Source organism: Halalkalibacter wakoensis JCM 9140 (assembly GCF_000513095.1).
Lineage (GTDB): Bacteria > Bacillota > Bacilli > Bacillales > Bacillaceae_D > Halalkalibacter > Halalkalibacter wakoensis.
Map to the genome: position 1 here is coordinate 26,903 of NZ_BAUT01000029.1, position 20,693 is coordinate 47,595.

Below are 20,693 nucleotides of genomic sequence, written 5' to 3' on the forward strand. Positions count from 1 at the left end.
AAGAATATACCCGTATGGAGAACTTACATAATTCAAACTCGATAGTATTGGTGTGAACAAAATCAATATTGTACCACTCTTTGAGTACTTCTACATCTTTAGGTTTTCTTTATCCCTTTAATTCGTCACCAATCTTGCCTCCTGTTTTGTTGCTACATACCGGGCATTAAATCCACTCGTATTTACACACTCTACCATCCCGATATTTGCAGATTTTGTTGAACACTAACACCTTTACTTTCTTTTATCCTTAACTTTTTTCATGACCTTGTTACCTTCTTCGTTAGCAAATTCTTGATAGATGTCAGCGTAAGTTTCTGAATCTTTGATTAGATCGTCGCAGAAAGCTGCTACGTCACTTCCCGTCACTTCGAGTACACCTTTTTCTGAGGCTACACCCTCTTCAAAAAGATCGATGATACCCGAGAGTAGATCCGTTCCGTCTGTTAGCTCAACAGGGCCAACCTTAAATAGGTACTTTTGAATCTCTTTATATACAACCTGATAATCTTTTGGGAGAGCTTTGACACGCGCCATGTGCGCTCTCCATTCTTTTTTGCCTTCGATGATATCTTTTATTCTCATTATTAGCCTCCTATTCACCTAATTTTTTTGCAATATTATTGTTGAGTTGCTCGCGCCACTTGTCTCTAAAAGACTTTGCCCCTTCTTCGCCGACAAGCGCCGAACAGAAGCCTTGGATGTCATCACCTAAAACATCTTGGACACTTTGCCCCTCCGTAGCCGATTCTTCAAGCAGGCCAAGTACACCGTCAAGAATTGGCATGAGGTTACGACCAGTGAAATCTGAGTGCTGCCAAAGATTGGAGTTAATTCTTTCCCAAACTGCTTGATAATCAGTAGGGAGCTTTTGGGCTCGAGATTCAAAACTTTTCATTTCTTTCGTCATATCGCTCCCAGTGATTTTTTCCCAAAAATTCATTGTTTTCTCTCCTTTAACTCGTTCATTTTCGATGCAACAAATCCCCATTTATCCCAGAATATCCGCAACTCCTCATGCCCCGCTTCGTTGAGTTTGAAAAATTTCCGCGGTGGTCCCTTTTCAGATGGCTTTTTCGTAATCTCTACCAAATTATTTTTTTCAAGCCGGACTAAGATGGTATAAACAGTTCCATCCACAACTTCTGTAAAACCAAGGTCTTTGAGCTGCCGCGTAATTTCGTAGCCATAGGTTTCCTTACGACTTATAATTTCAAGGACACACCCCTCAAGCACGCCTTTAAGCATTTCCGTTAGGTTTACCAAAGTAATCACCCCTATCTATTCTGTACGACTGGTATTCAGTATTACTTATTACCTCTATATAGTATTACTTATTAGCGGTAGTGTCAACATAGATATTTCTTCGCGTTTATTTTCACCTATGAAATTTAAAGCACACTTAAATGAGGACAATCACCTTATACCTAGAAGCTAACCCCATTAGATTTCCTCAATTAATAAAACAAATTAGCAAAACATAACCTTAAAGCAAATATCATTGTTCTGCGGAAAATTTAGATCCTTTAAATAAAAAACTCCCCCAAACTAATCAGTCTGAGGTACCTAAAACAAACTTCAATATTTACATAGAAACTTTCCGTTATACTTCGTAACAAAAGATCGTTTTTCTAAGAATAGATAAATGAAAATGAGCTACCTCAACAGCTTAGTGATTATTTCAAATTTTATTCTACTTTTTCAAAACTGGAATCCAAATTTCACATTTTACTGATGGTGAAGATAAATCTTTACTTTTGATCGACAAGATTTCAGGTCCTTCTGTTACTTGATAGTTGGAAGATGGGAACCACTCTGAATAAATCCTTCCCCAAGTTTCTTGGAGGGTATTAGGAAATGGTCCTGTTGATTCAAATACCGCCCATGTTAAAGCAGGCACTTGAAGTGTTGAAAAGCTTCCAGGATTCTCTTGTGTAGTCGCCACTCCTATATACTGGTCCAGCTCTCCTTTTCCTTCCATACGCCCTTCTGAAAAGTTTGTAGATGCTTGTATCATTCCTTTTGGGTCAACATTAGAGAGTTTTTGTAATTGCTCTATTTTTTCCATAGTCAAGGATTGCCACATCGCTGCTATTTCTGGATTCTCCCCTTCAAAAACAATCGGAACTCGTTTCATGATACCAACAATGTAAAATGCTTCTTTTTGTTCGATTCGGTAATTCATTTCATTTCCTCCTCTAATTGATAATTGGAAGGTCATGACTGGATATGCTTTTAATAGCTGACCATTATTTCTTGCTTCTGATGGTGTGATACCGTGTAAATTAAGAAAAGCTCTAGTAAAAGAGTCCGGTGAATTGTATCCATATTTCATCGCAACATCGATTACTTTTACGTTACTATTATGAAGTTCAAATGCAGCCAAGCTAAGTCGTCTACGGCGTATATATTCTGATAGCGTAATTCCTGCAAGGAAAGAAAACATTCTTTTAAAGTGATATTCGGAGCAATGAGCTAACCTTGCTACCACCTTGACATCTATTTCGTTAGTAAGGTTTTCTTCGATATACTTCATCGCAATATTCATGTCCTTAAGCAAATCCATTAATATGACCTCCTTCATCAATAGAATAGCAGGAGTTTATTCTAGTCATCCGACATTTTGTGCACCATTTTGTAGGATTAATTTTTATTTTCATTAAAATCTTTTGTTCATTTTATAAGGAGAGTGGTATGTCCTTAAAACGTTTATCTACGGTTATATATATACAAACATAGATAAAAGGTCAAATAGCAATGTTTTGAAAACGAATACTGTATATAACTGTTTCGTTTGTTTAATATGAAAAGCATCACTCCCCCCTTATTGAAGTAAAGCTCCCGGTAGTTGAAGAAGGTTTCCCCCCTTTTATTAGAAGATGCCCCCCTTCCTTTGCAAACAAAGTATTTAAATTTAGTTCGCATTAAATTATAATGTAACCATGGTTACATTAACGGAGGTGAGATATTGATTATTTGGCTGCACCTTACCTATAAAATCCCAAGAAAGCCCAGCTCTCCAAGAGTTAAAGTTTGGAGAAAGTTAAAGAGTCTAGGTGCTTTTCATTTACATGAAACTACATGGCTTTTACCTAAAAACCCTTATACATACGAACAGTTTCAGTGGTTAACCGTTGAAATTAAAGATTTAGGCGGAGAAGCCGCCATGTGGCAATCTCATCTCATTTTAGGATTTACTGATGAAGAGTTAAGTCAGCTTTTTATTCAACAAATTAATGTAAGATATGTTGAACTCCTAAAACAACTTAATGACCAAAATATCGATTTAATTTCTTTGTCAAAGAAATACCAACGGATAAAAACAATTGATTATTTTAAGTCTCCGTTGGAACTAGAAGTTCGTGAAAAAATTAGACAACGAAGGAGTGAATTAAAATGAAGTGGGTTACATGGGAAAACATTGGAGTGGACCGTATGGCTTGCTGTTGGTTAATTAAGAAGTTTATAGACAAAGAAGCAGAATTTATTTTTATCCCTGAAGGCATTCAAGAAATTCCTGATGGCACAAAAGGATTTGATATCCCTGGTGCTGAGTTCTCTCACAGAAAAGGACAATGCTCCTTTTACTCTTTATTAAACCACTATAACTTCGATGATTCTATTCTAAATCGAATAGCTCAAATTGTAGATGAAGCAGATACGGTACAAGAAGTTTTTTTAGAGCCTGTTGCACCTGGTCTAGACTATATTTGTGATGGGATTAGCCTAATAAGTAAAGATGATTACGAAGCGTTAGAAAGAGGATTTATTATTTATGACGCCTTATATGCAATGATAAAAGATAGTAGTCAATAGGGAGAGAATAAAATGGAGAAACCTAGTTTATGGAACATTTTCTGGACTTATATCCTGATTGGCTTACAAGGTTGGGGTGGTCCCGCTGCACAAATACAAGTGATTCACGAACATGCCGTAGAAAAGAAAAAATGGATTGATAACGAACGATTTCGGGATGCTTTTGCTGTTTGCGGAATGCTGCCAGGACCAGAAGCTGCTGAACTTTGTATGTATGTCGGATACAGACAACGTGGTTATTTAGGTGGATTTCTAGCTGGACTAGGCTTTATGTTGCCAAACTTTATCTTAATCACGCTTTTAGCTTGGGCTTACTTTCAATATGCAGCCACTTCAGAAATAGCTCAAGGCTTATTATATGGTGTAAAGCCTGCAATGGTTGCGATTGTTCTATTTAGTCTTTTCAGAATTGCTAATAAATTCGGGGTATTACAGGATACCAAAAAGATTTTTATTACAATTTTCATGCTATCTTTAACGTTTATTACTCAAATTGATTTAATTCTATTGCTATTGGTGATGGGTTTTATTTATATGGTACTTACTCGTTCATTCAAAAATAAAACATTAAGTATAAACATTCTTCCTCTTTTTGCACTCACTTCAGTTGGGACATCATCTGTCACGACTAGCCTTTCATTATTATTTTTAAAAGTTGGTGCCCTTAGCTTTGGTGGAGCTTATACTGTGTTAGCATTGTTACAATTCGAAGCTGTTGATAATTATGGCTGGCTTACAACAGAACAGTATATCGATGGTTTGGCTATTAATGAATTAACACCAGGTCCATTAATTATGGTGGCAGCATTCGTTGGATTTGCAGCATATGGTTTTTGGGGAGCAACACTTGCAACATTTTTTATCTTTTTGCCAGCTTTTTTAATTGTACTTTTAGGTGCTCCTTACTTTGATAAGATTAGAGAGAATGAAAAACTAAAGGTATATTTAGCAGGAATTAGTGCTGCTGTTGTTGGTCTTATTGCAAGTTTTTTAATACGATTATCTTTAGAGGTCTTTTATGATGGGGGAAGTATTGTAATTGCTCTAATAACACTTGGACTTCTGTTTAAATTTAAATGGCAAATATGGCAAGTGTTTCTTTTAGCATTAGTTTTAGGAACTTTACTTATCTTTATATAGTCTTAAAAGAGTCTGTTCCAAAAGGAGCAGACTTTTCTTTTAGTGTAAGAAGAAAAAAGTTGCGATCCAAATTGATCTTTAACTATCGCATCCGTTACTTGAATAACTTTTGTTTTAATTTTAACACTAACTTACTTTTGTATATTATAAAAAAATGCGTTCCTGTAATCAAAACAGGACGCATTAATCAGGATTCAAAATTAATTATTTCTTGTCATTGGTACCAAATTGATGGATGTAATCTTTTAATTCAACCGTTACATCGTTTATGTTTTTTCTCTCGACTTCGGAGGAACCAAAATATGTTTTTGGGTCAATATAAAAAGTTATAGTACCAAGCTCAGGTAAATTTCCCTTTATGTCAGGGTTTGTTGTTGTTATTGTAAGACTCACTTCGTACCACCTTTTTGATTCACTTCCCGTATGGTCAACCATTAAAGTGATTTTTTTTACCCTTTCTAATCGCCATGTAACATTGTCTCCATGTTCTTTTTGAACTGCATCGGTAACATAAGGATTGAGTATATCAACTAATAATTCTTCTGGCGCTGCATAAATCTCCTTTTTTATTTTCCCACTTAGGTCAACTTCAGCTGAAACAACAGAAATAGGAGCTAAAACAATTAGGATTAATAATAACGATGATATTATCTTTTTCATATAAACACCTCAATTTCTTTGATATGTTTAATATGTGCTAAGAAGCATTTCTCACTCAACAGTTCTGCTCGTTAGCTCAATAAGGCAAGCGATGCTGTTAAAGCATCGCATCCCGTTAGTGGAATAAGCAGGTTATTTAATTAAAATGAATAAGAACCTCCTGGCAACGTAAATAGATAAAAACCATTGTCTCCTCTTAACTGCCATCCTTCAAAATAATTGCTATCGTGAAACAACTCAAGAAAAATATTATCTTCAAATTCCACAACTAAATCAGACACTTCTTCAAAGTGAAAGATATTCACAATTTTTTTACCCATTAGAATGGTTTGAACATTTTTATGCGTGTACTTATCATAGGCTTGGATACAATCGGAATACCCAATCACAATTTCATTAGAGACCTGTAATCTCCAAGGACATTCAATTAATAATCCAGCATTTTCAAATGCCATTCCTAATGGCAAGTTCTTGTCTGTATTTACTTCTGTAACCTTTAGTCCAAAAAAATATTTGAAATCAATATTACTTTGTTTTCTATACATATTTATCACCACATCTGTACCCTATCTTTTTCCCAACGTATTATTCAAGTATTCCGTTACTTCAACAAGAAAAAGGCGATAACCCTTATTCAGCTATCCCCTTTAGTGTAAGAGCGACATAGGATTAAAATAAGATTGTTACTTTATCAGCAACAACCTTTACATTATTTCCTTATACGCTTTCTTTTTGTTCTTGAAGGTAATATGTTAATAACATCAACGTATCCATCATTTTCATGTACTGCATAGTAAATTACATAGTTCAACATTTTATGTCTACTTTTACCGTATATTAATCTTCTTAACCCTTTAAAAACTTCCACTTTCAACTGCTTGACCAATGAAAGGGTTACTGGAAAGCTTATCATCAATATAATCAATTATTTCGTCTTCTTTTGCGTACCACCAGTTTAAGGTTTCTTCTCCTTGATCAGAAAAGAAATGTTGAATTTTATCTAAACACAATTCAAACTCCTCTGTAAAAAGAACAGCATAAGGCTTATTATTTTCTCTTTTCATTGCGCTTAGATTTCAGCTCTCTTCCAACATACCTTCTCATATCTGGATTATCTATATACCTAGTCAATGAAGCTTTAAGTTCAGGATATTCTTCAATTTCTTGTGCTAAATCAGAATCCAAAGCATGATCTATTCTTTCTGATTCACCTTCTACTTCAACAGAAACTAATTTACCATTCAAAACAAAGACTCCTGACTCTCTTCCATTTAGAGCACTAAATAATTCTTGTTTTGCCTGTCCACTCATTGAATTCATTTAGATATCACCTCAGTTCAATTATATCAAATGTCTCTATAAGAATTCTATTCAAAATTAGATACACTTTAAGCTCATTAGCCATAAGTCACAAGTCCTTATTCAAAATAAGCCCCCGTTAGTTTAAGTGTACTAATTCACAATTTATAGCCAAACAGACAAAAAAAGACCATAAACGTAAAATGGTCTTTTTAAGATTTATAAACATCACCGCGGTTATCGATGGTTAAAATGTAAACCATTTTTTCATCATGATTAACCTCGAATATGATTCTAAAGCTACCGACTCTTAGTCTTAACTGCTTAGTTCTAACCTTTAATGGTTTAATATCCCCAATTGGTGGATGGATTGTTAAACCCTTTATCGCATTAGTAATCCTAATTTGTATTGCTTTTTCTTGCTTTTTCAAAAATTTTATTGACTCACGACTCAGTGTCACTTGGTAAGTTAAGCTCATTCATCGCATCCTCCCAAGATAAAAACTCCGAGTTATTCTTGAGTTGACGTTCTTCTTCTTTACTTAAAGGGGTATCATCTGGTTCCAATTTACTAATTTGATCCCAGTTTGGTCGAGTATGACTAACAGTTAAATATTTTAGATAATCATATGCAGACTTTTTTGCTTCTTCTGGAAGCTTTGAAACCAAGTCATATAACTTGTCGTTGCTAATTGCCATTGCTAACCCCTCCTTACTGAGTTAAACCCTGTCTTAATTATAGCATATAACAATTTATAAAATGCTAATCCTTTGTTAAAGATATGCACACCCCATTAAAGTTCCTCAATTAATAAAACAAATTAGCAAAACATAAACCTTAAAGCAAATATCATTGTTCTGCGGAAAATTTAGATATAAAAATTCCCCCAAACTAATCAGTCTGAGGTACCTAAAACAAACTTCAATGGGTCATGGGGACAGGTTCCTTGACCCATTTTTTATGTATAAGATAAGTATATAAATTCGTTATTAGTCAAAATAAGGTGAATAACCTTCTGTTTTATACAAATTATTCACCTTTTTAACACACAGGTACTGAAACTAAGCGGACACCAGTTCCGCTATTTCCTCAAAAACGAGCATATTGAAGCGTTTGGCGGACACAGGATCCGCTATTTGTCCAAAATCCCCATCCTGATACCCCTCAAACACGAAATAGCGGAACCTCAGTCCGCAAGTACCGTAAAATCACTGTTTTTGTCACAGATAACGGAACGTGAGTCCGCTTGAGCCGCTGACCTGCCCTACCAAAAGTGGGTCACGGAACCTGTCCCCGTGACCCACCGTTTCAATATTCCACCTCCATATATTCTGCAAAACTTATTGCACTAAACTGCCCGTTAGCGGAAAAAGGCGGCAATGCTTTAGAAAAAGCATCACTCCCGCTTGTTTAATAACACTCTTCTGAATATCATTTTATGTCGATAATACTTACATATTGAGCTTTATTCCCTTGGCTTTTTAAATTTACTTCTATAAAGTATTGTCCTGACTCATCAGGCAAAACAATTTTCCATTGAAGCTGTTTTCCAATTAACGTTAGCTAACTCTAACGTGGATTCATTATATCCGATACTATCGGTAGTAAAACTTGCAATCGGTATGCCTGCATCATAATTTTCAGCGAAACCACTACAACCTGACATAATTAATAATACAACAAGAGTGCCCCAAAACCATCTTAATTTCCCCATAAATACCCCCTTCTCTCTCTTTCTATCATTCAACTTTCATTTGCTTCCTGCTCCGTTAGTACAGAAAGCCACTGCTCTTATTGAAGACTCGCTCACTTAATTCTTTAATAAGAATTAAAACCTTATGTTAAAAAAAGATAAACTTTGCCAAATGGCAAGACCTAAAAAGAAAACGATTATTATGAATGAGAACCAAGAGTAATTATTCTTTTTGTCTCTTAATATTTTGTAAATAAAGAATATCAAAACGCATATCAACATTGCCATTCCCGCTATTGCCAGCAGCACATAAAGTACAAACATATTAAATCTCCTCATGCCTTGCAATGATACTACCTAAAAACATTACACTTTTTCTTGAAGAAACCTGCTTCGTTACTTCAACAAGAGAAGGCGATAACCTTTATTCAGCTATCGCATCCCGTTAGTTCAATATTGAAAGCTTAATTTCCACTTATTTTATCTTCTAAATCTTTTACTCTCTTTTCCAGTTTCTTAACTTTCTCCTCTGAAAATAAGGCAAAAGAGAACGCACCTGCCGCTATTGAAAAAGCAAAGATTTCCAAAACCCCCAAAATTGAACCCTCCTTAACTCTTTAAACTCTTCTGCCCTTTAGTTTAACACCAATTTCCAATAAGTGGGTATAAAAAACGAGCCATTTTTACAGCCCGTAATTTTACTAACGCTCCCCGTTTGTTGAATAAGCTATTCTTTAGGTCAATATGTTTATAACTTTTCTAGTGATAAGAATAACGTGAAGGAATATTAACGCAGCAATGACACCGACTAGTAACAGATACAATGCATCTAGACCAAATCCCTCATTGAAAATGACGATATACAGAAACACATTGACAACAACCCCACCCGCAGAATAAAAAATGAGAGATAGAAAGTATTTTGATAATGCATTTTAAAATCAAATTTCTCTAATATGTGATCTGCCAACAACGAAAATATGACTCCACCTACAAAAAAACAAAAAGTGAAAACATTAAGTATGCACTAATATATTCCATTATATTGGTTAGAATTGATAACCCTAATGAAAACAAAATCGATGCTATTCAAGCCGTGATGTTTATTGGTCTATGTCATTAAAATCCCTAGCATTGTGAATGATTCGCACCACTTCTATTGAATCATAGTATGGGAAAGCAGCTGTCTGTCGTTTCAATAAAATCAATGATACTTTTTGCGAACATTACCTAAATCTTTAACAGCAGATTGTGCCCACCTTACTTCAGCCTTTTCCCTAATTTCTCCTTAACTTCATCATGAGAAACAACTTTTCCCGCGTTTAATTCTCTAATTCCTTTTTCAATTTTTGATCTTACATATAGCTCTCTCATAATATCTTCAAGGGTTGCATTCTCCGGTAAATCCTTTATTAACTTAATTACTTCTTCTTTTGTAGTCATGTAAGCATACCTGCCTTACCAAGATTGTAAATCAAATTTTCGCTTGTAACATTATCTTATCACTCAAAAATCAGAAATTGTTTATTCAACAATAGCTCCCCGTTAGTTCAAGAAGCATTAAATTATTAATTCAATTTATGACCAGTTATGAGTTCAAATAAGGTTTCTGATACTTTTTCAGGCAGTTTTATATACTTCGCTTCCCCTTCTATTACTATTTCAAGCCTATCTCCATTAGGTGTAACCCAGACTGCGTAATTGGATGGGGTAATTCTAAATCGGTATTCAGGTGGTGTAGCCATAGATACAAATACATTTTCCTCCCAATTTGCATTTTCTAAAACTTCTTCAACTTTTTTCATTTCAAACGAATTTTCTAACACTTTAACAGTTTTGTACCCATCATCTGTGCGTTCTTCAACTGTTATCAACATATCATGCGTTATTGTAGGGTCTTGAACAGTCTCTTTTATTTCTACCAGTTGGTCATTTTCTATATCGGAAGCACTACAACCAACTAAAGTAATAAATCCTATTAACAAAGGTATAGCGAAAGAATTTTTTCCTTTTATCATAATGTATGCCTCCTTATAAATAAGACGCTAATTTATATAAAAAGTTCCATTTATCTCTTTTTCAATTATCCTACTCCATTACTTGAAGAACCATCGTCTTGATTTTAACATTCATTTCCTTTTTCATGTTCAAAAAAATGCGTTCCTGCTTTATTGCAGAAACGCCTCCGTTAGTCAGAGTGTTAATAGATAGCACTCGTATTTTATATGCCTACTATAGCTTTAGTTCTTCGCCCATACATCTTTTGCATATCGACCTTCTGCTTCCATTTCTCTTAGCCATTCGGTTGCTTGTTCCACGCTTTTATGATTAGCTCGTGCAAAAGCTGCTATTATTTCTTCTTCGACTTGAGGGGCCATTTCACTTCCATCACCGCATATATATAACCTACCGCCTTGGTCCAAGAGTTCCAAAATGGTTTTCTGGTCTTTTTTTACGAGGTGTTGGACATAACATAATGGTTGACCTTCTTTTCGAGAAAATGCGGTATTTAAGATTACTATTTTTTCTTTTGCATACATTTCTAGTTCATCTCGATACAAGTAATCTAACTCATTTCTACAACCAAAATAAAGATACGCCTCTCCAAGCGATTCCCCTCTATTTTTCAATTCCTTGCGCGCTTGTAGAAACCCTCGGAATGGAGCAATTCCAGTTCCAGCACAAATCATGACGATTGGTTTCGATGCTTCTTCTGGAAGTTGGAAAGAAGGCTGAGATTGAATAAAGACTTTTACTTTAGCCTTCTCTTTCAAGCTAGCAAGATAATTAGATGCTACACCCTTAAACATCCCCCTACCACTCCTAGCAGGTTCATTGATGACGGCTACCGTTATACTCAAACTAGTTGAGTTGACTTTTGGAGAACTAGAAATCGAGTAATATCTCGGTTTTAATGGCTGTAAAAGTTCAATAAATGAATGGAACGGTATCTCGCATGCTTCATATTTTTCAAGTAAATCCAAGAATGAAACCTTTTTCTGCATAATATCTTTGGGATAGGTCTCTTCTTCAAGCATGGATAAAAGCTCTTTCTGATGCGGTGGACAAACTGTCCAATTGCTCATTGTTCTGATTTGTGTTCGAGTTGCCACCTCTTGCAACTCTACACTATGTTTGAGAAGTTCTCTGATTCTGATGGGGTGGTCTAAAGGTAGGTGCGAGAGAGTGTGATTTTGGGATTTTAAAATGATTTGCTCTTCCCCGCTGTATCCAAATTTCCTTAGAACCCTGTCTATTGTTTCATCACTATTTTCAGGGAGTATGCCTATATGGTCGCCTTCTTCGTACGATAGACCATCCGATAATTCTAACTCAATATGTCTAGTACTTCGGGCACTTCCAGTCATTTGTAGTTCGCGATTACTTAACACGTGAGCCTCTGTAACATTGTATTTGTGAGACAACGGCATAATGGTTTGATTGTCTATATACTCAATACTCAAATTAGAATCTTGCTTTTGGATCTCTTTCTTTTCAAGACCAAATGTTTCGAGCAGATGGTCCCAAAAGTTCTTTTCCCAATCGTCAATAACCTGTTCGTAATCCGCTCCAACATCTACTTCCCCACGTTTTAATAGCCTTGATGCCCCTTTTAACTCCATGGATTCATCTATTAATTTTGGTATTCCCTGATAGGTGTTAGACCAATTCTTATCACCACACCCTAGAACAGCGAACCTTACATCTTTTAAATCTGTAACATTTTTTTGTTCTTTCAACCATTCTACAAACTGAGCGGCATTGTGCGGTGGTTTCCCATTGTATGTGGATGTAACGATTAGGACAACTCCTTTTTTAGGGAGCTTATTAACCATGTCATCTAAGGGCTTGACTTCACAAAGAAAGCCATAATCCTTGGCCGTATTAGCAACATTTCTTGCCGTTTTTTCTGCCATTCCTAATCTAGAACCATATAAGATTAAAAGTGGTATGTCTTCTGCCCCTTCAACGATACTTTGAGATTCTTTTTTTTCGCTCTTACCGTAATCCGTTGGCGTAATAGGACTATCCATAACAGGAGGGTTGGAACGACTTTTTACTCGTATATGAAAATTCCCTGGTTTTAATGTTAACGTCTGTTGTACATCCAACTGATAATGATCATAATCGTCTAGCTCAAATTTCTTTAAAATCATGCCTAGTACAAGTGTAGCCTCATAAAGAGCGAACTGCATTCCTATACAAGCTCTTTCTCCATTTCCAAACGGCTTATACGCATGGTAAGGAATTTTCGAAGGATCTGCAAACCTTTCCGGACGAAAGGTCTCAGCATCTTCTCCCCAAGCTTTCTTATCACGATGGAGCTCTGGCAATAAAACACTAAGTGTTTCTCCTTTATCTATCTGATATTTTCCATCGCCAATGACCGTGCTTTCTTTAGCATATAAATCAAATCCTGGTGCTGTTGGCCAAAGCCTTAAAGATTCATCTAAAATATTTCTAACATATTTCAACTGAAGCACTTGTTCATATGTGGGTGTCTCACTTGTAAACACACGGTCCACTTCTGCATAAGCTTTTTGCAACACTTCTGGATTTTTCAATAAAAAATAGAGAGCGAATGAAAGCAGCCCGCTTGTTGTTTCATGCCCTGCAATTAGGAACGTAATGCTTTGAAACCTGATATTTTCATCAGACAAGCTCTCCCCTGTTTCCGGGTCTTTAGAATGTAGCATATGTGCAAGAAGATCAGGTTTTTCAGGGTCAGGACTTGATTTTCTTTCTGCAATGATTCTATCTACAAGCGCAAACATCGTTTCAATGTCTTGATTAAATTGCTTTTTAGCGCCAATCATAAGGAAATTTTGAATTCCAAGACGTGAAGTTTTCATCATGGCCTCATTTAAAGCACGGACCATACTAATGATAAAAGGATCATGGCTTTCACGGTAAAAGCTGTTGAAACGGTAACCAAAACCACATAACCCTATTGTATCAAGAGTTAGTCGTGTCATATCTTCTGGAACATCAATGCTCTCGTTCGGATTTAATCGATCCCACTTTTGCACCAGTTGCTCCGCAATATCCAACATCATATTGTGGTAACCTTTTAAAGCTTGCTTTCCAAACGTGGGCAATAAAATATTATGCGCTTTACGCCAATTCGGTTCTGTTGTCCTACTTGTAAACAGACCGTCGCCAGTAAGCGGCCTTAAACTTTGGAGTTCTCCATGAATCTGCTTATCGAATTTGTTTGTATCACAAACTTCAGCTACTAATTCGTGCCCCCACACCATTAAACTTTTATATCCAGGTAATGATATTCGAAAAATCGGACCACACTCTTGTGCCAACTTTCCAAGTGAAATGGACGGTTTCTTTGTATCAATCAAAGGTAGATTCCCTAAAGGGCCATACGTCTTTGGTTGCGGGATCGTTGTTTTACTTTGGTTCATTATTTTGGCTCCCATCTATTAATATCCTAAAAAGAAAAAGTTGAGTGAGATACTTTTATAAATCCTATGTATCGTTTATAACATTTATTCGGACGATCGGTCAATTAATTTTTCTAGGTGCTTGAAAAAAACTCAAAGTCGTTTAAAATTATATCTAAATGATACTTGGCCATATTCTTTTTAAAATACAATTTCTAAGTGAGTGGGATCGTTTATGAGTAGACCAATTGGAATAAATAGTGAAGATACGAAAAAGTTAATTGAGGATAAAGCAATCAAATTGTTTGAAGTAAAAGGCTTCGTAGCGACCTCTATGTCGGATATCAAAACGGAAACACAATTAAGCAAAGGAACTATTTATTACCATTTTAAAAATAAGGAAGAGCTATATTTATTTTGTATAAAACAAGCATTAAATCGATTTGTTAATGAGTGGGAAGAACTGATGGTAAATGAAGAGGCGGCTACTGATAAATTATACTTATGGGCACGTTTATGTAGTTTAGAGTTTCACAACCCTTTACTTAAATCCGTTTCAGAGTATATGGTAGCAACAAAGAAAGAAAAGTCTTTCGTCGTGGAACTATTTAAACCTGAATTCAATGTCGTATCGGAGATCATTAAAGAGGGAATTTACAAAGGTGAGTTTGATCCGGACTTACATGTCGAAGAGACAAGTATCATTCTATTAGCACTAATATCTGGATTATTCGATACAGCATTTCTAGCGTTCAACACACAAGAAGTTAAAGAAGCTCTATATAAAAAAGCAATAGATACTGTGATCAACGGAATTAAAAAGATCTAACACATTATTTTTCGTTGGTCACCTTTGATTGAAGAAGCCAACTAACAAGCGTTGCTAAACGTGATGAACGCAATCGTTTTTTATGCTTTATTCGGTTTAACGTTTACATCCTTTCTGGATGAGAGAACTCTGTCATCCAGAAGAATCTCTAAAGAGCTGTTTCTTACACTTTTTATTGTCAAAGCAAAAAGCATTCCTTCAATATTGAAGGAATGCTAATTACTACTGCAAAAAAACTATACCGGCTTCCAATTCGAGTCTTTCACATCATGTTCATTTGGTTTTCTTACAACCTCCACACACCTTTGTTCACAGGCCCCAAACAAAAGATAGTTTTTCTGTGCTTGCCTTAATGATGGGGTATTTGCACCTCCATCATAATCAGGATCTTCAAATTGAGCACCATCATCTTCCCAATAACAGATGCTACATATGTCGTATGTTCCAGGAGGTTCTTCAACTAATGTTTTATAACCACAACAAGGACAAGTATAGTTCATCAGACACCCCCATTTTCTTTACATAAAAACAGAAAGTAAGCATAAGATGGATGACAAGATCTCCCTCTACCTATTTCTTCTTAATAGGAATCCAAATTTCCGTTGCTGTATCGCTTCCTTTAATAAATTCTGGAGCTTCAGCTAATTCATAACCAGATGTAGGGAACCACTCGGTATAGACTCTCTCCCAAGTGTCTAATAAAGCGTCTGGCATTTCTCCTGTTACTAGGAATACTGCCCACCTTTGAGACGAGATCTCCAAATACTCAAGTTCCTCAGGACATGGCTTGGTAGTTGCCGTAGCAATATAATAATCAATGTCTCCATTGTCTTTTGTCAATGAAACATGTAAAATACCCGAAAACGAAGTATGATCGTATCGCTTAATTTTTTCTTCGATTTCTTCGATGCGGTCCCACATTTTCGGTTGAAAGTCGGTTCCACTAGACACGACTGTTTCTTTTTTCCCCACTACGGTAAAAGCTTCTTTTTCAACAAATTTGTAATTCATTTCAACATCTCCCTTTATTGCCATTTGGAAGGTCATCCGAGGAAAAGCTTTTAATGAAACGTCTGAATGTTTGACTGAACTAGGTTTAACTCCATGCAGCGCTTGAAATGCCCTTGAAAAGGAATCTGGTGAATGGTAGCCATACTTCATCGCCACATCAATCACTCTCATGTCACTCTCTTTCAAATCAAAAGCAGCTAAGGTCAAACGCCTTCTGCGAACATATTCCGTCAACGATATACCTACTATGAACGAGAACATTCTTTTAAAATGATGTTCAGAAAAGCATGCAATCTTTGCAACTTCTCCATAATGGATCTCTTCCTCCAAATGGTTCTCAATATAGCTTACTGCTGCATTCATCTTTTCAAGCAACTCCATGTAAATAACCTCCCTCTGCTTCTAAGGATAACAAGACGTTCATTCAACGACCCGATAAAATCGGTTCAGTTTTGTAGGGTATGTAGTAAAAATCATACCTATTGATTCTTGTTTTTAAAAGTGACCGACAATATAAGGATCACCACTACACCGATAACGCCACTGACGAGAGCTTGCCACCTTACTTCTTGAAAAAGAAGGTAACTCACTAAGTTTGTTCCTATAAAATAACCAAGGCCTATATATATTCCATTCTTCATTAGCATCACTCCAATGATACTCGCTTTAGTCAGTATTTTCATTCTGTAATTTTTGTACTTTGCACGATTGTACCAGTTCCATAGACTTTGTATATTGACCCTACTTCAGCACAATCTCATGAGTTTACTTTCATTAACTTCACTAAAGCTCTAATCACCGGCAAACCCGTGCCCAAAAAGATTAGTGGTAACAAAACGAGCCCAATCCCTTCTCCCCATTCCAAAGCTATGATCATGCTATTTATCGTTGCCATTGCAAATAAAATTAGGATAACGTTTTTTACAAAACCAATAAGTGAACGAGAAATTCGGTATGCTGCTTCTGCATTTGATTCAGTAATCTCAATGGGATAGTTATGCAAATGCGGGTATTTCTCAAGAACATGCATGAGCAGATAAAGAGCTACTCCAACAATCAACAGGACCACTAACTCCCATTTTGAACCAAAACGGTTTACCTCACCAGTGATGCCAAAATGAGCAGGAACCTGGTCTGGCAACGTATCCCACATCACAACTAAAAAAATGCAACTTCCTATAAATATTAAGATACTTATGACTGATAAAAACCGTTCGAATCCTGACTTCTTCAGTTTCTCAAGTGTAATTTTAGGTCGATTTGAATGAAAAATGCTCACTTAGAATGCCTCCGTGATTTCTTTTGGCGTATGTTCCTCAACTCTCGCTATCCTTTACGTCAAGAAGAGTTATTTACACTCATATACCATCTTTAGAAACTCAAATGTGCTACCATTTGTATTTTGCTTAAAAGTCTCTTCATCTTTAAATCCCACTTTTCTGTATAGTTTTATCGCTCTATGATTAAAAGTTGTCACTGATAAAGTTATTTTTCCAGATTTATATACTGATTGAATAAAATGAATACATGCCCTTAAAAACTCTATCCCATTGCCTTTTCCAGTTAGATCTGGTCTCATTCCTAACCCAATATCAAAAATTCTATCAGTAACTTTCCTTATACTAAGAAATGCAACCATTTCATTTCCTTTTGTTACAGCAAACGTTGAGTTCCCTCGATCTTTTAGGTTTAAAAATTCGTCTAAATCTTCTTGATCCGCTTCCATATCATAAAAAGAATACTCACCATCATAATGCCAGTTAAATGCAATAATTTCAGCTTGTTCTTGTGTCAACACACTAAATTTATAAGTCATTAAAATCACACCTTTTGACTCAATCATAATTGAACATTACGAGCGTTAGCTCCATAAGGAAAGAGCGACTTCTTTTCTTGCAGACTCTGTTTCGATTTTCTTTGTTACTAGAGTAGTTTAAAAAGCAATAAAAAGAACCTGGTTAAATAGTAACCAAGCTGTTTTGTAATATTTATGTATTTTTTTTGAGCTTATATAGCCTAATTACACTTCCACCGCCAATCATAATCCCTACAATTGCATATAACATATTTCTATCTGTATCAACTAAATTAAAAAAAGATGAAATGACAATTATGAAAGCAAATAATAGAAGAAAAGCATTAAAGCCGACCTCAAATCTTTTACGACTAACAGGTTGTTCCATCACGACAACTTCCTTTCTTAACTTTGATATTAAAACAAACGCTAAAAATCAATATTACCATAAAAAACCAATTAGTAATAGCGCTTGTCGCCTTTTCCTTCCGATATTAAACACAGAGAAACTACGATCTCTCTCGGTTATACCTCAGACTATGAAAGACTTTTCAAAGTTTTAAACCAGCTTTAGCATAGCTCTTAGCTGATGAAGAAGGTGAAAATCTTACTGTGTATGTTGTTCCAAGTTCCGTTTTAACCTTTTCTGTTAGTAGTTGACCACGTTCATTGTGTTTCTTTTCCAGTTCCAACCCGTCGGGAAGCAATCGATCTACATTCCAGTCTATCCACTCACCATACAACATGGCCCAACTCATAAGCTGATCTTTTAAATCAGATGACACAGGCACCTCTTCGATATCCAAATTGCATCCACATTCATAGCACCACAAGGGATCTGCTCCAACATCTCCCTCAACTTTTACATAACTCGTTTTTTTATTCTCACAAAAACACTGCATAGAATAAGCACTCCCTCTATTCTTTATTACATATTTACTGTACCAACCTCTAATCCTCCCAATAAAAGATTGCGTCCATTACTAAATACTCGTGAGGCTCCCGGTAACGGGCTACTCATACGCAGGTAAGGGGCACCTAGGCAGATGGGGTACCCAATCAAGAAATCATTTACGTTGATTAAACCGCAAAAGGAATGCCTACCATTCTCCCGTACGGGGCGCTTCGCCACATTTATGTTTTAAAGCAGTTTGTTTTCTGCTTACCTGTTATTTTCGAATAAAAAATGATTATCCTTTTCTGCTCCCATATTTTCTCAAAAAATTAGCACTACATCGATATATACATCGTCAATGCAGTGCTTATATTTAAATATCAACAACAGCAACATTTTCAAGTGTTAATATCCATATTGTATGATTTCTTGAATATGATAAATTCACTAACAAATTCAAGAACATCTCTTAATTCACGTATATAGTAACAATCTTTTCTTTCCGCAGGCTTTTCTGGAACATGATGATGGTGAAACGGTTCTGTATTTTTCACTTTCCTATGACCTGAGTGTGGCTCATTTCCCCAAGCTGAAATATGTTTTGTATGTTTACTACCACTTAATTTTTCCACCCATAATGATATTCTAACTGGTCGTTTTCATCATAAAGCTCTTGAATATAAATCCGAGTTTCTCCATATAAAGGATGTTTAACAAGCGGAATAGAAGCTAGTAGTAAATCTTTACCATCCTTTAGTCGAGCCTCTCTATATTTAATTAAATCGAACATTCCATTTGTAATTAGTGAAAATTGTTGTGATATGTCTGCAATTTTTTTCCGTCTATCATATTCTTTATTCATCTAGTTGATACCTAACTTACCTTTTATTTCATTTAAATCCTCAATTAATGCTTCCCATTCAGCATAATCACTCACACTATCAACTTCATCCCAATGTATTTTTCCATTAAGAACATCTTTAAATACAATTTCAAACGGTTGATTGTCGTATTCTTCTTCAAATTCTTTTATACGTTTAAGAATTTCTTCGTATTGCTCATGTAAGTGATTATTCCGTGATTTAAAAGCCTCGGATAGCATATGAACCTTTGTAAGTAATCCAGTATCCTTCCACATTTCCACTGCGTGTAGCGGAATCTTTTTGTGCTTCGTTGTGTTAATCATTTCTAATTGTCCATTCTTACTATACTTATTGATTGTTGGACGAGTAACTTCGAGTTTGTCACCAGCTTCTTCAACAGTTAATAAATACTCTTTATCATAAAGATAATCTAAATAGCCTGAATTAGTAAGAGAGTAAAAGAATGAATCATAATAATATTTTACCTGCCCTAAGTTCAATGGAGTTACCTCTTTACACTTTGAGAAACAGTCTAAAAACTCCTTTAGTTTCAACAATGCTATGTTATCAAGTTCATCAAGAGATTTATACACTGTATCTTTAGAAGGTATAACACGCAGTAAATAATCCGAGTACCGTTTCTGTAGTGCACTTGTTGCTAGAGCAAATGCTTGAGTATAAAACGTTTCTGTATCAAATTTATTTCTTTCTTCAAGCGTTATTTGATTGACATAATAATTTAAAACCAAATCCTCATTCATCATCATTCCCATACTCTAACCCCCTTTCTCATATCATAACATAAATTTTACGATATTACATTTTCGTAAATAGTTTAGTCAAAAAAATTACTTAATATTCCAAACTACTTTTACATATGGTAAAGCTGATAGTTTTTATAAAAAATTTCTAAATATTTAACGAGAATTTTTTGTCAAATCTATGAAAGGCATCCTAAATATATAGTATTATAATAACAAAGGTAAATTGGTATTATTTTCATAGGTAGACATACATTAAGGATGCTCTACTTCAAAAGATAGAGGCGAAGAACTTTGTTCAGCATTCGCACTCTCAGTTTTCATTAAAGCAGTCCGTTTGTTACAGAAACGCTCCCGTTAAAAATAGAACAGCTCATAAAATAACATCATCCAAAGAATCGAATAATAGGACAAACGTACACTGAAGAATTCAAAAAATCACAAAGGATTACAAGGGTAGTTGTTAAAAGGTTTAGAGTATATTATAGAAAAATTTTTTCCTTTATAACCCAACTCAAAGTTAATTAAAATTCA

General features: G+C 35.4%; 29 protein-coding genes. 4 read left to right on the forward strand and 25 right to left on the reverse strand.

Annotation, left to right across the window (positions count from 1 at the left end):
* Positions 1-234: 234 nt before the first annotated feature.
* The 4 genes from JCM9140_RS12200 to JCM9140_RS12215 form a co-directional block, all read right to left on the reverse strand.
* Positions 235-585: a DUF1048 domain-containing protein gene (locus tag JCM9140_RS12200; RefSeq protein WP_034746707.1), complete on the reverse strand. Its 351-nt coding sequence runs from the start codon at positions 583-585 to the stop codon at positions 235-237.
* Between the two features lie 10 nt (positions 586-595).
* Entirely contained in the window at positions 596-943 is a 348-nt protein-coding gene (locus JCM9140_RS12205; protein WP_034746710.1) for a DUF1048 domain-containing protein, read from the reverse strand.
* On the reverse strand, positions 940-1,248 hold the full coding sequence (locus JCM9140_RS12210; protein WP_034746799.1) for a PadR family transcriptional regulator: 309 nt from the start codon (positions 1,246-1,248) through the stop codon (positions 940-942). Before JCM9140_RS12210 ends, JCM9140_RS12205 begins: the two co-directional genes overlap by 4 nt.
* A gap of 445 nt (positions 1,249-1,693) precedes the next feature.
* Entirely contained in the window at positions 1,694-2,566 is an 873-nt protein-coding gene (locus tag JCM9140_RS12215) for an AraC family transcriptional regulator (protein ID WP_034746714.1), read from the reverse strand.
* Between the two features lie 402 nt (positions 2,567-2,968).
* Between JCM9140_RS12215 and JCM9140_RS12220 the strand changes: the two genes are divergently transcribed.
* Genes JCM9140_RS12220 through chrA form a run of 3 tightly spaced genes read left to right on the forward strand, consistent with a single transcriptional unit; the run spans position 2,969 to position 4,956 of the window.
* Complete coding sequence (locus tag JCM9140_RS12220) at positions 2,969-3,400, forward strand: Chromate resistance protein ChrB (protein WP_034746718.1); 432 nt, start codon at positions 2,969-2,971, stop codon at positions 3,398-3,400.
* Positions 3,397-3,816: a chromate resistance protein ChrB domain-containing protein gene (locus tag JCM9140_RS12225; RefSeq protein ID WP_034746721.1), complete on the forward strand. Its 420-nt coding sequence runs from the start codon at positions 3,397-3,399 to the stop codon at positions 3,814-3,816. Before JCM9140_RS12220 ends, JCM9140_RS12225 begins: the two co-directional genes overlap by 4 nt.
* 12 nt (positions 3,817-3,828) lie before the next feature.
* Positions 3,829-4,956 (forward strand): chromate efflux transporter, encoded by a 1,128-nt coding sequence (chrA, locus tag JCM9140_RS12230; RefSeq protein WP_034746723.1) that lies wholly within the window; start codon positions 3,829-3,831, stop codon positions 4,954-4,956.
* A 204-nt stretch (positions 4,957-5,160) separates the two neighbouring features.
* Here chrA and JCM9140_RS12235 read toward each other — a convergent pair whose 3' ends face one another.
* From JCM9140_RS12235 to JCM9140_RS12285, 11 genes are all read right to left on the reverse strand, one after another.
* Positions 5,161-5,616 (reverse strand): DUF3888 domain-containing protein, encoded by a 456-nt coding sequence (locus tag JCM9140_RS12235; protein ID WP_034746726.1) that lies wholly within the window; start codon positions 5,614-5,616, stop codon positions 5,161-5,163.
* A gap of 140 nt (positions 5,617-5,756) precedes the next feature.
* The gene (locus JCM9140_RS12240) at positions 5,757-6,161 is read right to left on the reverse strand and encodes a DUF6188 family protein (RefSeq protein WP_235715338.1); all 405 of its coding nucleotides are present in this window, start codon (positions 6,159-6,161) and stop codon (positions 5,757-5,759) included.
* Between the two features lie 309 nt (positions 6,162-6,470).
* On the reverse strand, positions 6,471-6,680 hold the full coding sequence (locus tag JCM9140_RS12245) for a hypothetical protein (RefSeq protein WP_034746729.1): 210 nt from the start codon (positions 6,678-6,680) through the stop codon (positions 6,471-6,473).
* The gene (locus JCM9140_RS12250) at positions 6,664-6,936 is read right to left on the reverse strand and encodes a hypothetical protein (protein ID WP_034746732.1); all 273 of its coding nucleotides are present in this window, start codon (positions 6,934-6,936) and stop codon (positions 6,664-6,666) included. Before JCM9140_RS12250 ends, JCM9140_RS12245 begins: the two co-directional genes overlap by 17 nt.
* A gap of 191 nt (positions 6,937-7,127) precedes the next feature.
* Entirely contained in the window at positions 7,128-7,394 is a 267-nt protein-coding gene (locus JCM9140_RS12255) for a type II toxin-antitoxin system RelE family toxin (protein WP_034746735.1), read from the reverse strand.
* Positions 7,360-7,614 carry a hypothetical protein gene (locus JCM9140_RS12260; protein ID WP_034746738.1) on the reverse strand — a complete coding sequence of 85 codons (255 nt, stop codon included), beginning with the start codon at positions 7,612-7,614 and terminating at the stop codon, positions 7,360-7,362. Before JCM9140_RS12260 ends, JCM9140_RS12255 begins: the two co-directional genes overlap by 35 nt.
* Positions 7,615-8,432: 818 nt before the next feature.
* Positions 8,433-8,630 (reverse strand): hypothetical protein, encoded by a 198-nt coding sequence (locus tag JCM9140_RS12265; RefSeq protein WP_034746741.1) that lies wholly within the window; start codon positions 8,628-8,630, stop codon positions 8,433-8,435.
* Positions 8,631-9,073: 443 nt separating this feature from the next.
* Entirely contained in the window at positions 9,074-9,205 is a 132-nt protein-coding gene (locus tag JCM9140_RS24905) for a hypothetical protein (RefSeq protein WP_268870566.1), read from the reverse strand.
* Positions 9,206-9,869: 664 nt separating this feature from the next.
* On the reverse strand, positions 9,870-10,052 hold the full coding sequence (locus tag JCM9140_RS12275) for a hypothetical protein (RefSeq protein ID WP_034746746.1): 183 nt from the start codon (positions 10,050-10,052) through the stop codon (positions 9,870-9,872).
* Between the two features lie 125 nt (positions 10,053-10,177).
* On the reverse strand, positions 10,178-10,627 hold the full coding sequence (locus JCM9140_RS12280; protein WP_034746749.1) for a hypothetical protein: 450 nt from the start codon (positions 10,625-10,627) through the stop codon (positions 10,178-10,180).
* Positions 10,628-10,849: 222 nt separating this feature from the next.
* Entirely contained in the window at positions 10,850-14,026 is a 3,177-nt protein-coding gene (locus JCM9140_RS12285) for a bifunctional cytochrome P450/NADPH--P450 reductase (RefSeq protein ID WP_034746752.1), read from the reverse strand.
* A gap of 214 nt (positions 14,027-14,240) precedes the next feature.
* Between JCM9140_RS12285 and JCM9140_RS12290 the strand changes: the two genes are divergently transcribed.
* Complete coding sequence (locus JCM9140_RS12290) at positions 14,241-14,834, forward strand: TetR/AcrR family transcriptional regulator (RefSeq protein ID WP_034746755.1); 594 nt, start codon at positions 14,241-14,243, stop codon at positions 14,832-14,834.
* Positions 14,835-15,070: 236 nt separating this feature from the next.
* Here JCM9140_RS12290 and JCM9140_RS12295 read toward each other — a convergent pair whose 3' ends face one another.
* The 10 genes from JCM9140_RS12295 to JCM9140_RS12335 form a co-directional block, all read right to left on the reverse strand.
* Positions 15,071-15,334, reverse strand: a complete 264-nt coding sequence (locus JCM9140_RS12295) for a CPCC family cysteine-rich protein (RefSeq protein ID WP_034746758.1) — start codon at positions 15,332-15,334, stop codon at positions 15,071-15,073.
* A gap of 70 nt (positions 15,335-15,404) precedes the next feature.
* Positions 15,405-16,226, reverse strand: coding sequence for an AraC family transcriptional regulator (locus JCM9140_RS12300; protein WP_034746761.1), 822 nt, complete (start codon positions 16,224-16,226; stop codon positions 15,405-15,407).
* A 98-nt stretch (positions 16,227-16,324) separates the two neighbouring features.
* A complete protein-coding gene (locus JCM9140_RS23765) occupies positions 16,325-16,486 on the reverse strand; it encodes a hypothetical protein (RefSeq protein ID WP_156314866.1) in 162 nt (53 codons plus the stop codon).
* 116 nt (positions 16,487-16,602) lie between these two features.
* A complete protein-coding gene (locus tag JCM9140_RS12305) occupies positions 16,603-17,124 on the reverse strand; it encodes a DUF1648 domain-containing protein (protein WP_052002237.1) in 522 nt (173 codons plus the stop codon).
* Positions 17,125-17,193: 69 nt separating this feature from the next.
* Complete coding sequence (locus tag JCM9140_RS12310) at positions 17,194-17,661, reverse strand: GNAT family N-acetyltransferase (protein WP_034746762.1); 468 nt, start codon at positions 17,659-17,661, stop codon at positions 17,194-17,196.
* Positions 17,662-17,833: 172 nt separating this feature from the next.
* A complete protein-coding gene (locus JCM9140_RS12315; protein WP_034746763.1) occupies positions 17,834-18,028 on the reverse strand; it encodes a hypothetical protein in 195 nt (64 codons plus the stop codon).
* Positions 18,029-18,191: 163 nt separating this feature from the next.
* Entirely contained in the window at positions 18,192-18,542 is a 351-nt protein-coding gene (locus tag JCM9140_RS12320) for an immunity protein CdiI family protein (protein WP_034746765.1), read from the reverse strand.
* Positions 18,543-18,933: 391 nt separating this feature from the next.
* A complete protein-coding gene (locus JCM9140_RS12325) occupies positions 18,934-19,167 on the reverse strand; it encodes a toxin-antitoxin system TumE family protein (RefSeq protein ID WP_034746781.1) in 234 nt (77 codons plus the stop codon).
* Positions 19,155-19,397, reverse strand: a complete 243-nt coding sequence (locus tag JCM9140_RS12330) for a hypothetical protein (RefSeq protein WP_034746784.1) — start codon at positions 19,395-19,397, stop codon at positions 19,155-19,157. The genes JCM9140_RS12325 and JCM9140_RS12330 overlap by 13 nt, the downstream gene beginning before the upstream one ends.
* Positions 19,398-20,171, reverse strand: a complete 774-nt coding sequence (locus JCM9140_RS12335) for a helix-turn-helix domain-containing protein (RefSeq protein WP_034746787.1) — start codon at positions 20,169-20,171, stop codon at positions 19,398-19,400.
* Positions 20,172-20,693 lie beyond the last annotated feature (522 nt).

What these genes read in the sequence shown, in the direction of transcription:
- JCM9140_RS12200 (WP_034746707.1), bottom strand. Translation starts at nt 585, where the DNA reads ATGAGAATAAAAGATATCATCGAAGGCAAAAAAGAATGGAGAGCGCAC.
- JCM9140_RS12205 (WP_034746710.1), bottom strand. Translation starts at nt 943, where the DNA reads ATGAATTTTTGGGAAAAAATCACTGGGAGCGATATGACGAAAGAAATG.
- JCM9140_RS12210 (WP_034746799.1), bottom strand. Translation starts at nt 1,248, where the DNA reads ATGCTTAAAGGCGTGCTTGAGGGGTGTGTCCTTGAAATTATAAGTCGT.
- JCM9140_RS12215 (WP_034746714.1), bottom strand. Translation starts at nt 2,566, where the DNA reads ATGGATTTGCTTAAGGACATGAATATTGCGATGAAGTATATCGAAGAA.
- JCM9140_RS12225 (WP_034746721.1), top strand. Translation starts at nt 3,397, where the DNA reads ATGAAGTGGGTTACATGGGAAAACATTGGAGTGGACCGTATGGCTTGC.
- chrA (WP_034746723.1), top strand. Translation starts at nt 3,829, where the DNA reads ATGGAGAAACCTAGTTTATGGAACATTTTCTGGACTTATATCCTGATT.
- JCM9140_RS12235 (WP_034746726.1), bottom strand. Translation starts at nt 5,616, where the DNA reads ATGAAAAAGATAATATCATCGTTATTATTAATCCTAATTGTTTTAGCT.
- JCM9140_RS12240 (WP_235715338.1), bottom strand. Translation starts at nt 6,161, where the DNA reads ATGTATAGAAAACAAAGTAATATTGATTTCAAATATTTTTTTGGACTA.
- JCM9140_RS12245 (WP_034746729.1), bottom strand. Translation starts at nt 6,680, where the DNA reads ATGAAAAGAGAAAATAATAAGCCTTATGCTGTTCTTTTTACAGAGGAG.
- JCM9140_RS12250 (WP_034746732.1), bottom strand. Translation starts at nt 6,936, where the DNA reads ATGAATTCAATGAGTGGACAGGCAAAACAAGAATTATTTAGTGCTCTA.
- JCM9140_RS12255 (WP_034746735.1), bottom strand. Translation starts at nt 7,394, where the DNA reads ATGAGCTTAACTTACCAAGTGACACTGAGTCGTGAGTCAATAAAATTT.
- JCM9140_RS12260 (WP_034746738.1), bottom strand. Translation starts at nt 7,614, where the DNA reads ATGGCAATTAGCAACGACAAGTTATATGACTTGGTTTCAAAGCTTCCA.
- JCM9140_RS12265 (WP_034746741.1), bottom strand. Translation starts at nt 8,630, where the DNA reads ATGGGGAAATTAAGATGGTTTTGGGGCACTCTTGTTGTATTATTAATT.
- JCM9140_RS12275 (WP_034746746.1), bottom strand. Translation starts at nt 10,052, where the DNA reads ATGACTACAAAAGAAGAAGTAATTAAGTTAATAAAGGATTTACCGGAG.
- JCM9140_RS12280 (WP_034746749.1), bottom strand. Translation starts at nt 10,627, where the DNA reads ATGATAAAAGGAAAAAATTCTTTCGCTATACCTTTGTTAATAGGATTT.
- JCM9140_RS12285 (WP_034746752.1), bottom strand. Translation starts at nt 14,026, where the DNA reads ATGAACCAAAGTAAAACAACGATCCCGCAACCAAAGACGTATGGCCCT.
- JCM9140_RS12290 (WP_034746755.1), top strand. Translation starts at nt 14,241, where the DNA reads ATGAGTAGACCAATTGGAATAAATAGTGAAGATACGAAAAAGTTAATT.
- JCM9140_RS12295 (WP_034746758.1), bottom strand. Translation starts at nt 15,334, where the DNA reads ATGAACTATACTTGTCCTTGTTGTGGTTATAAAACATTAGTTGAAGAA.
- JCM9140_RS12300 (WP_034746761.1), bottom strand. Translation starts at nt 16,226, where the DNA reads ATGGAGTTGCTTGAAAAGATGAATGCAGCAGTAAGCTATATTGAGAAC.
- JCM9140_RS23765 (WP_156314866.1), bottom strand. Translation starts at nt 16,486, where the DNA reads ATGAAGAATGGAATATATATAGGCCTTGGTTATTTTATAGGAACAAAC.
- JCM9140_RS12310 (WP_034746762.1), bottom strand. Translation starts at nt 17,661, where the DNA reads ATGACTTATAAATTTAGTGTGTTGACACAAGAACAAGCTGAAATTATT.
- JCM9140_RS12315 (WP_034746763.1), bottom strand. Translation starts at nt 18,028, where the DNA reads ATGGAACAACCTGTTAGTCGTAAAAGATTTGAGGTCGGCTTTAATGCT.
- JCM9140_RS12320 (WP_034746765.1), bottom strand. Translation starts at nt 18,542, where the DNA reads ATGCAGTGTTTTTGTGAGAATAAAAAAACGAGTTATGTAAAAGTTGAG.
- JCM9140_RS12330 (WP_034746784.1), bottom strand. Translation starts at nt 19,397, where the DNA reads ATGAATAAAGAATATGATAGACGGAAAAAAATTGCAGACATATCACAA.
- JCM9140_RS12335 (WP_034746787.1), bottom strand. Translation starts at nt 20,171, where the DNA reads ATGGGAATGATGATGAATGAGGATTTGGTTTTAAATTATTATGTCAAT.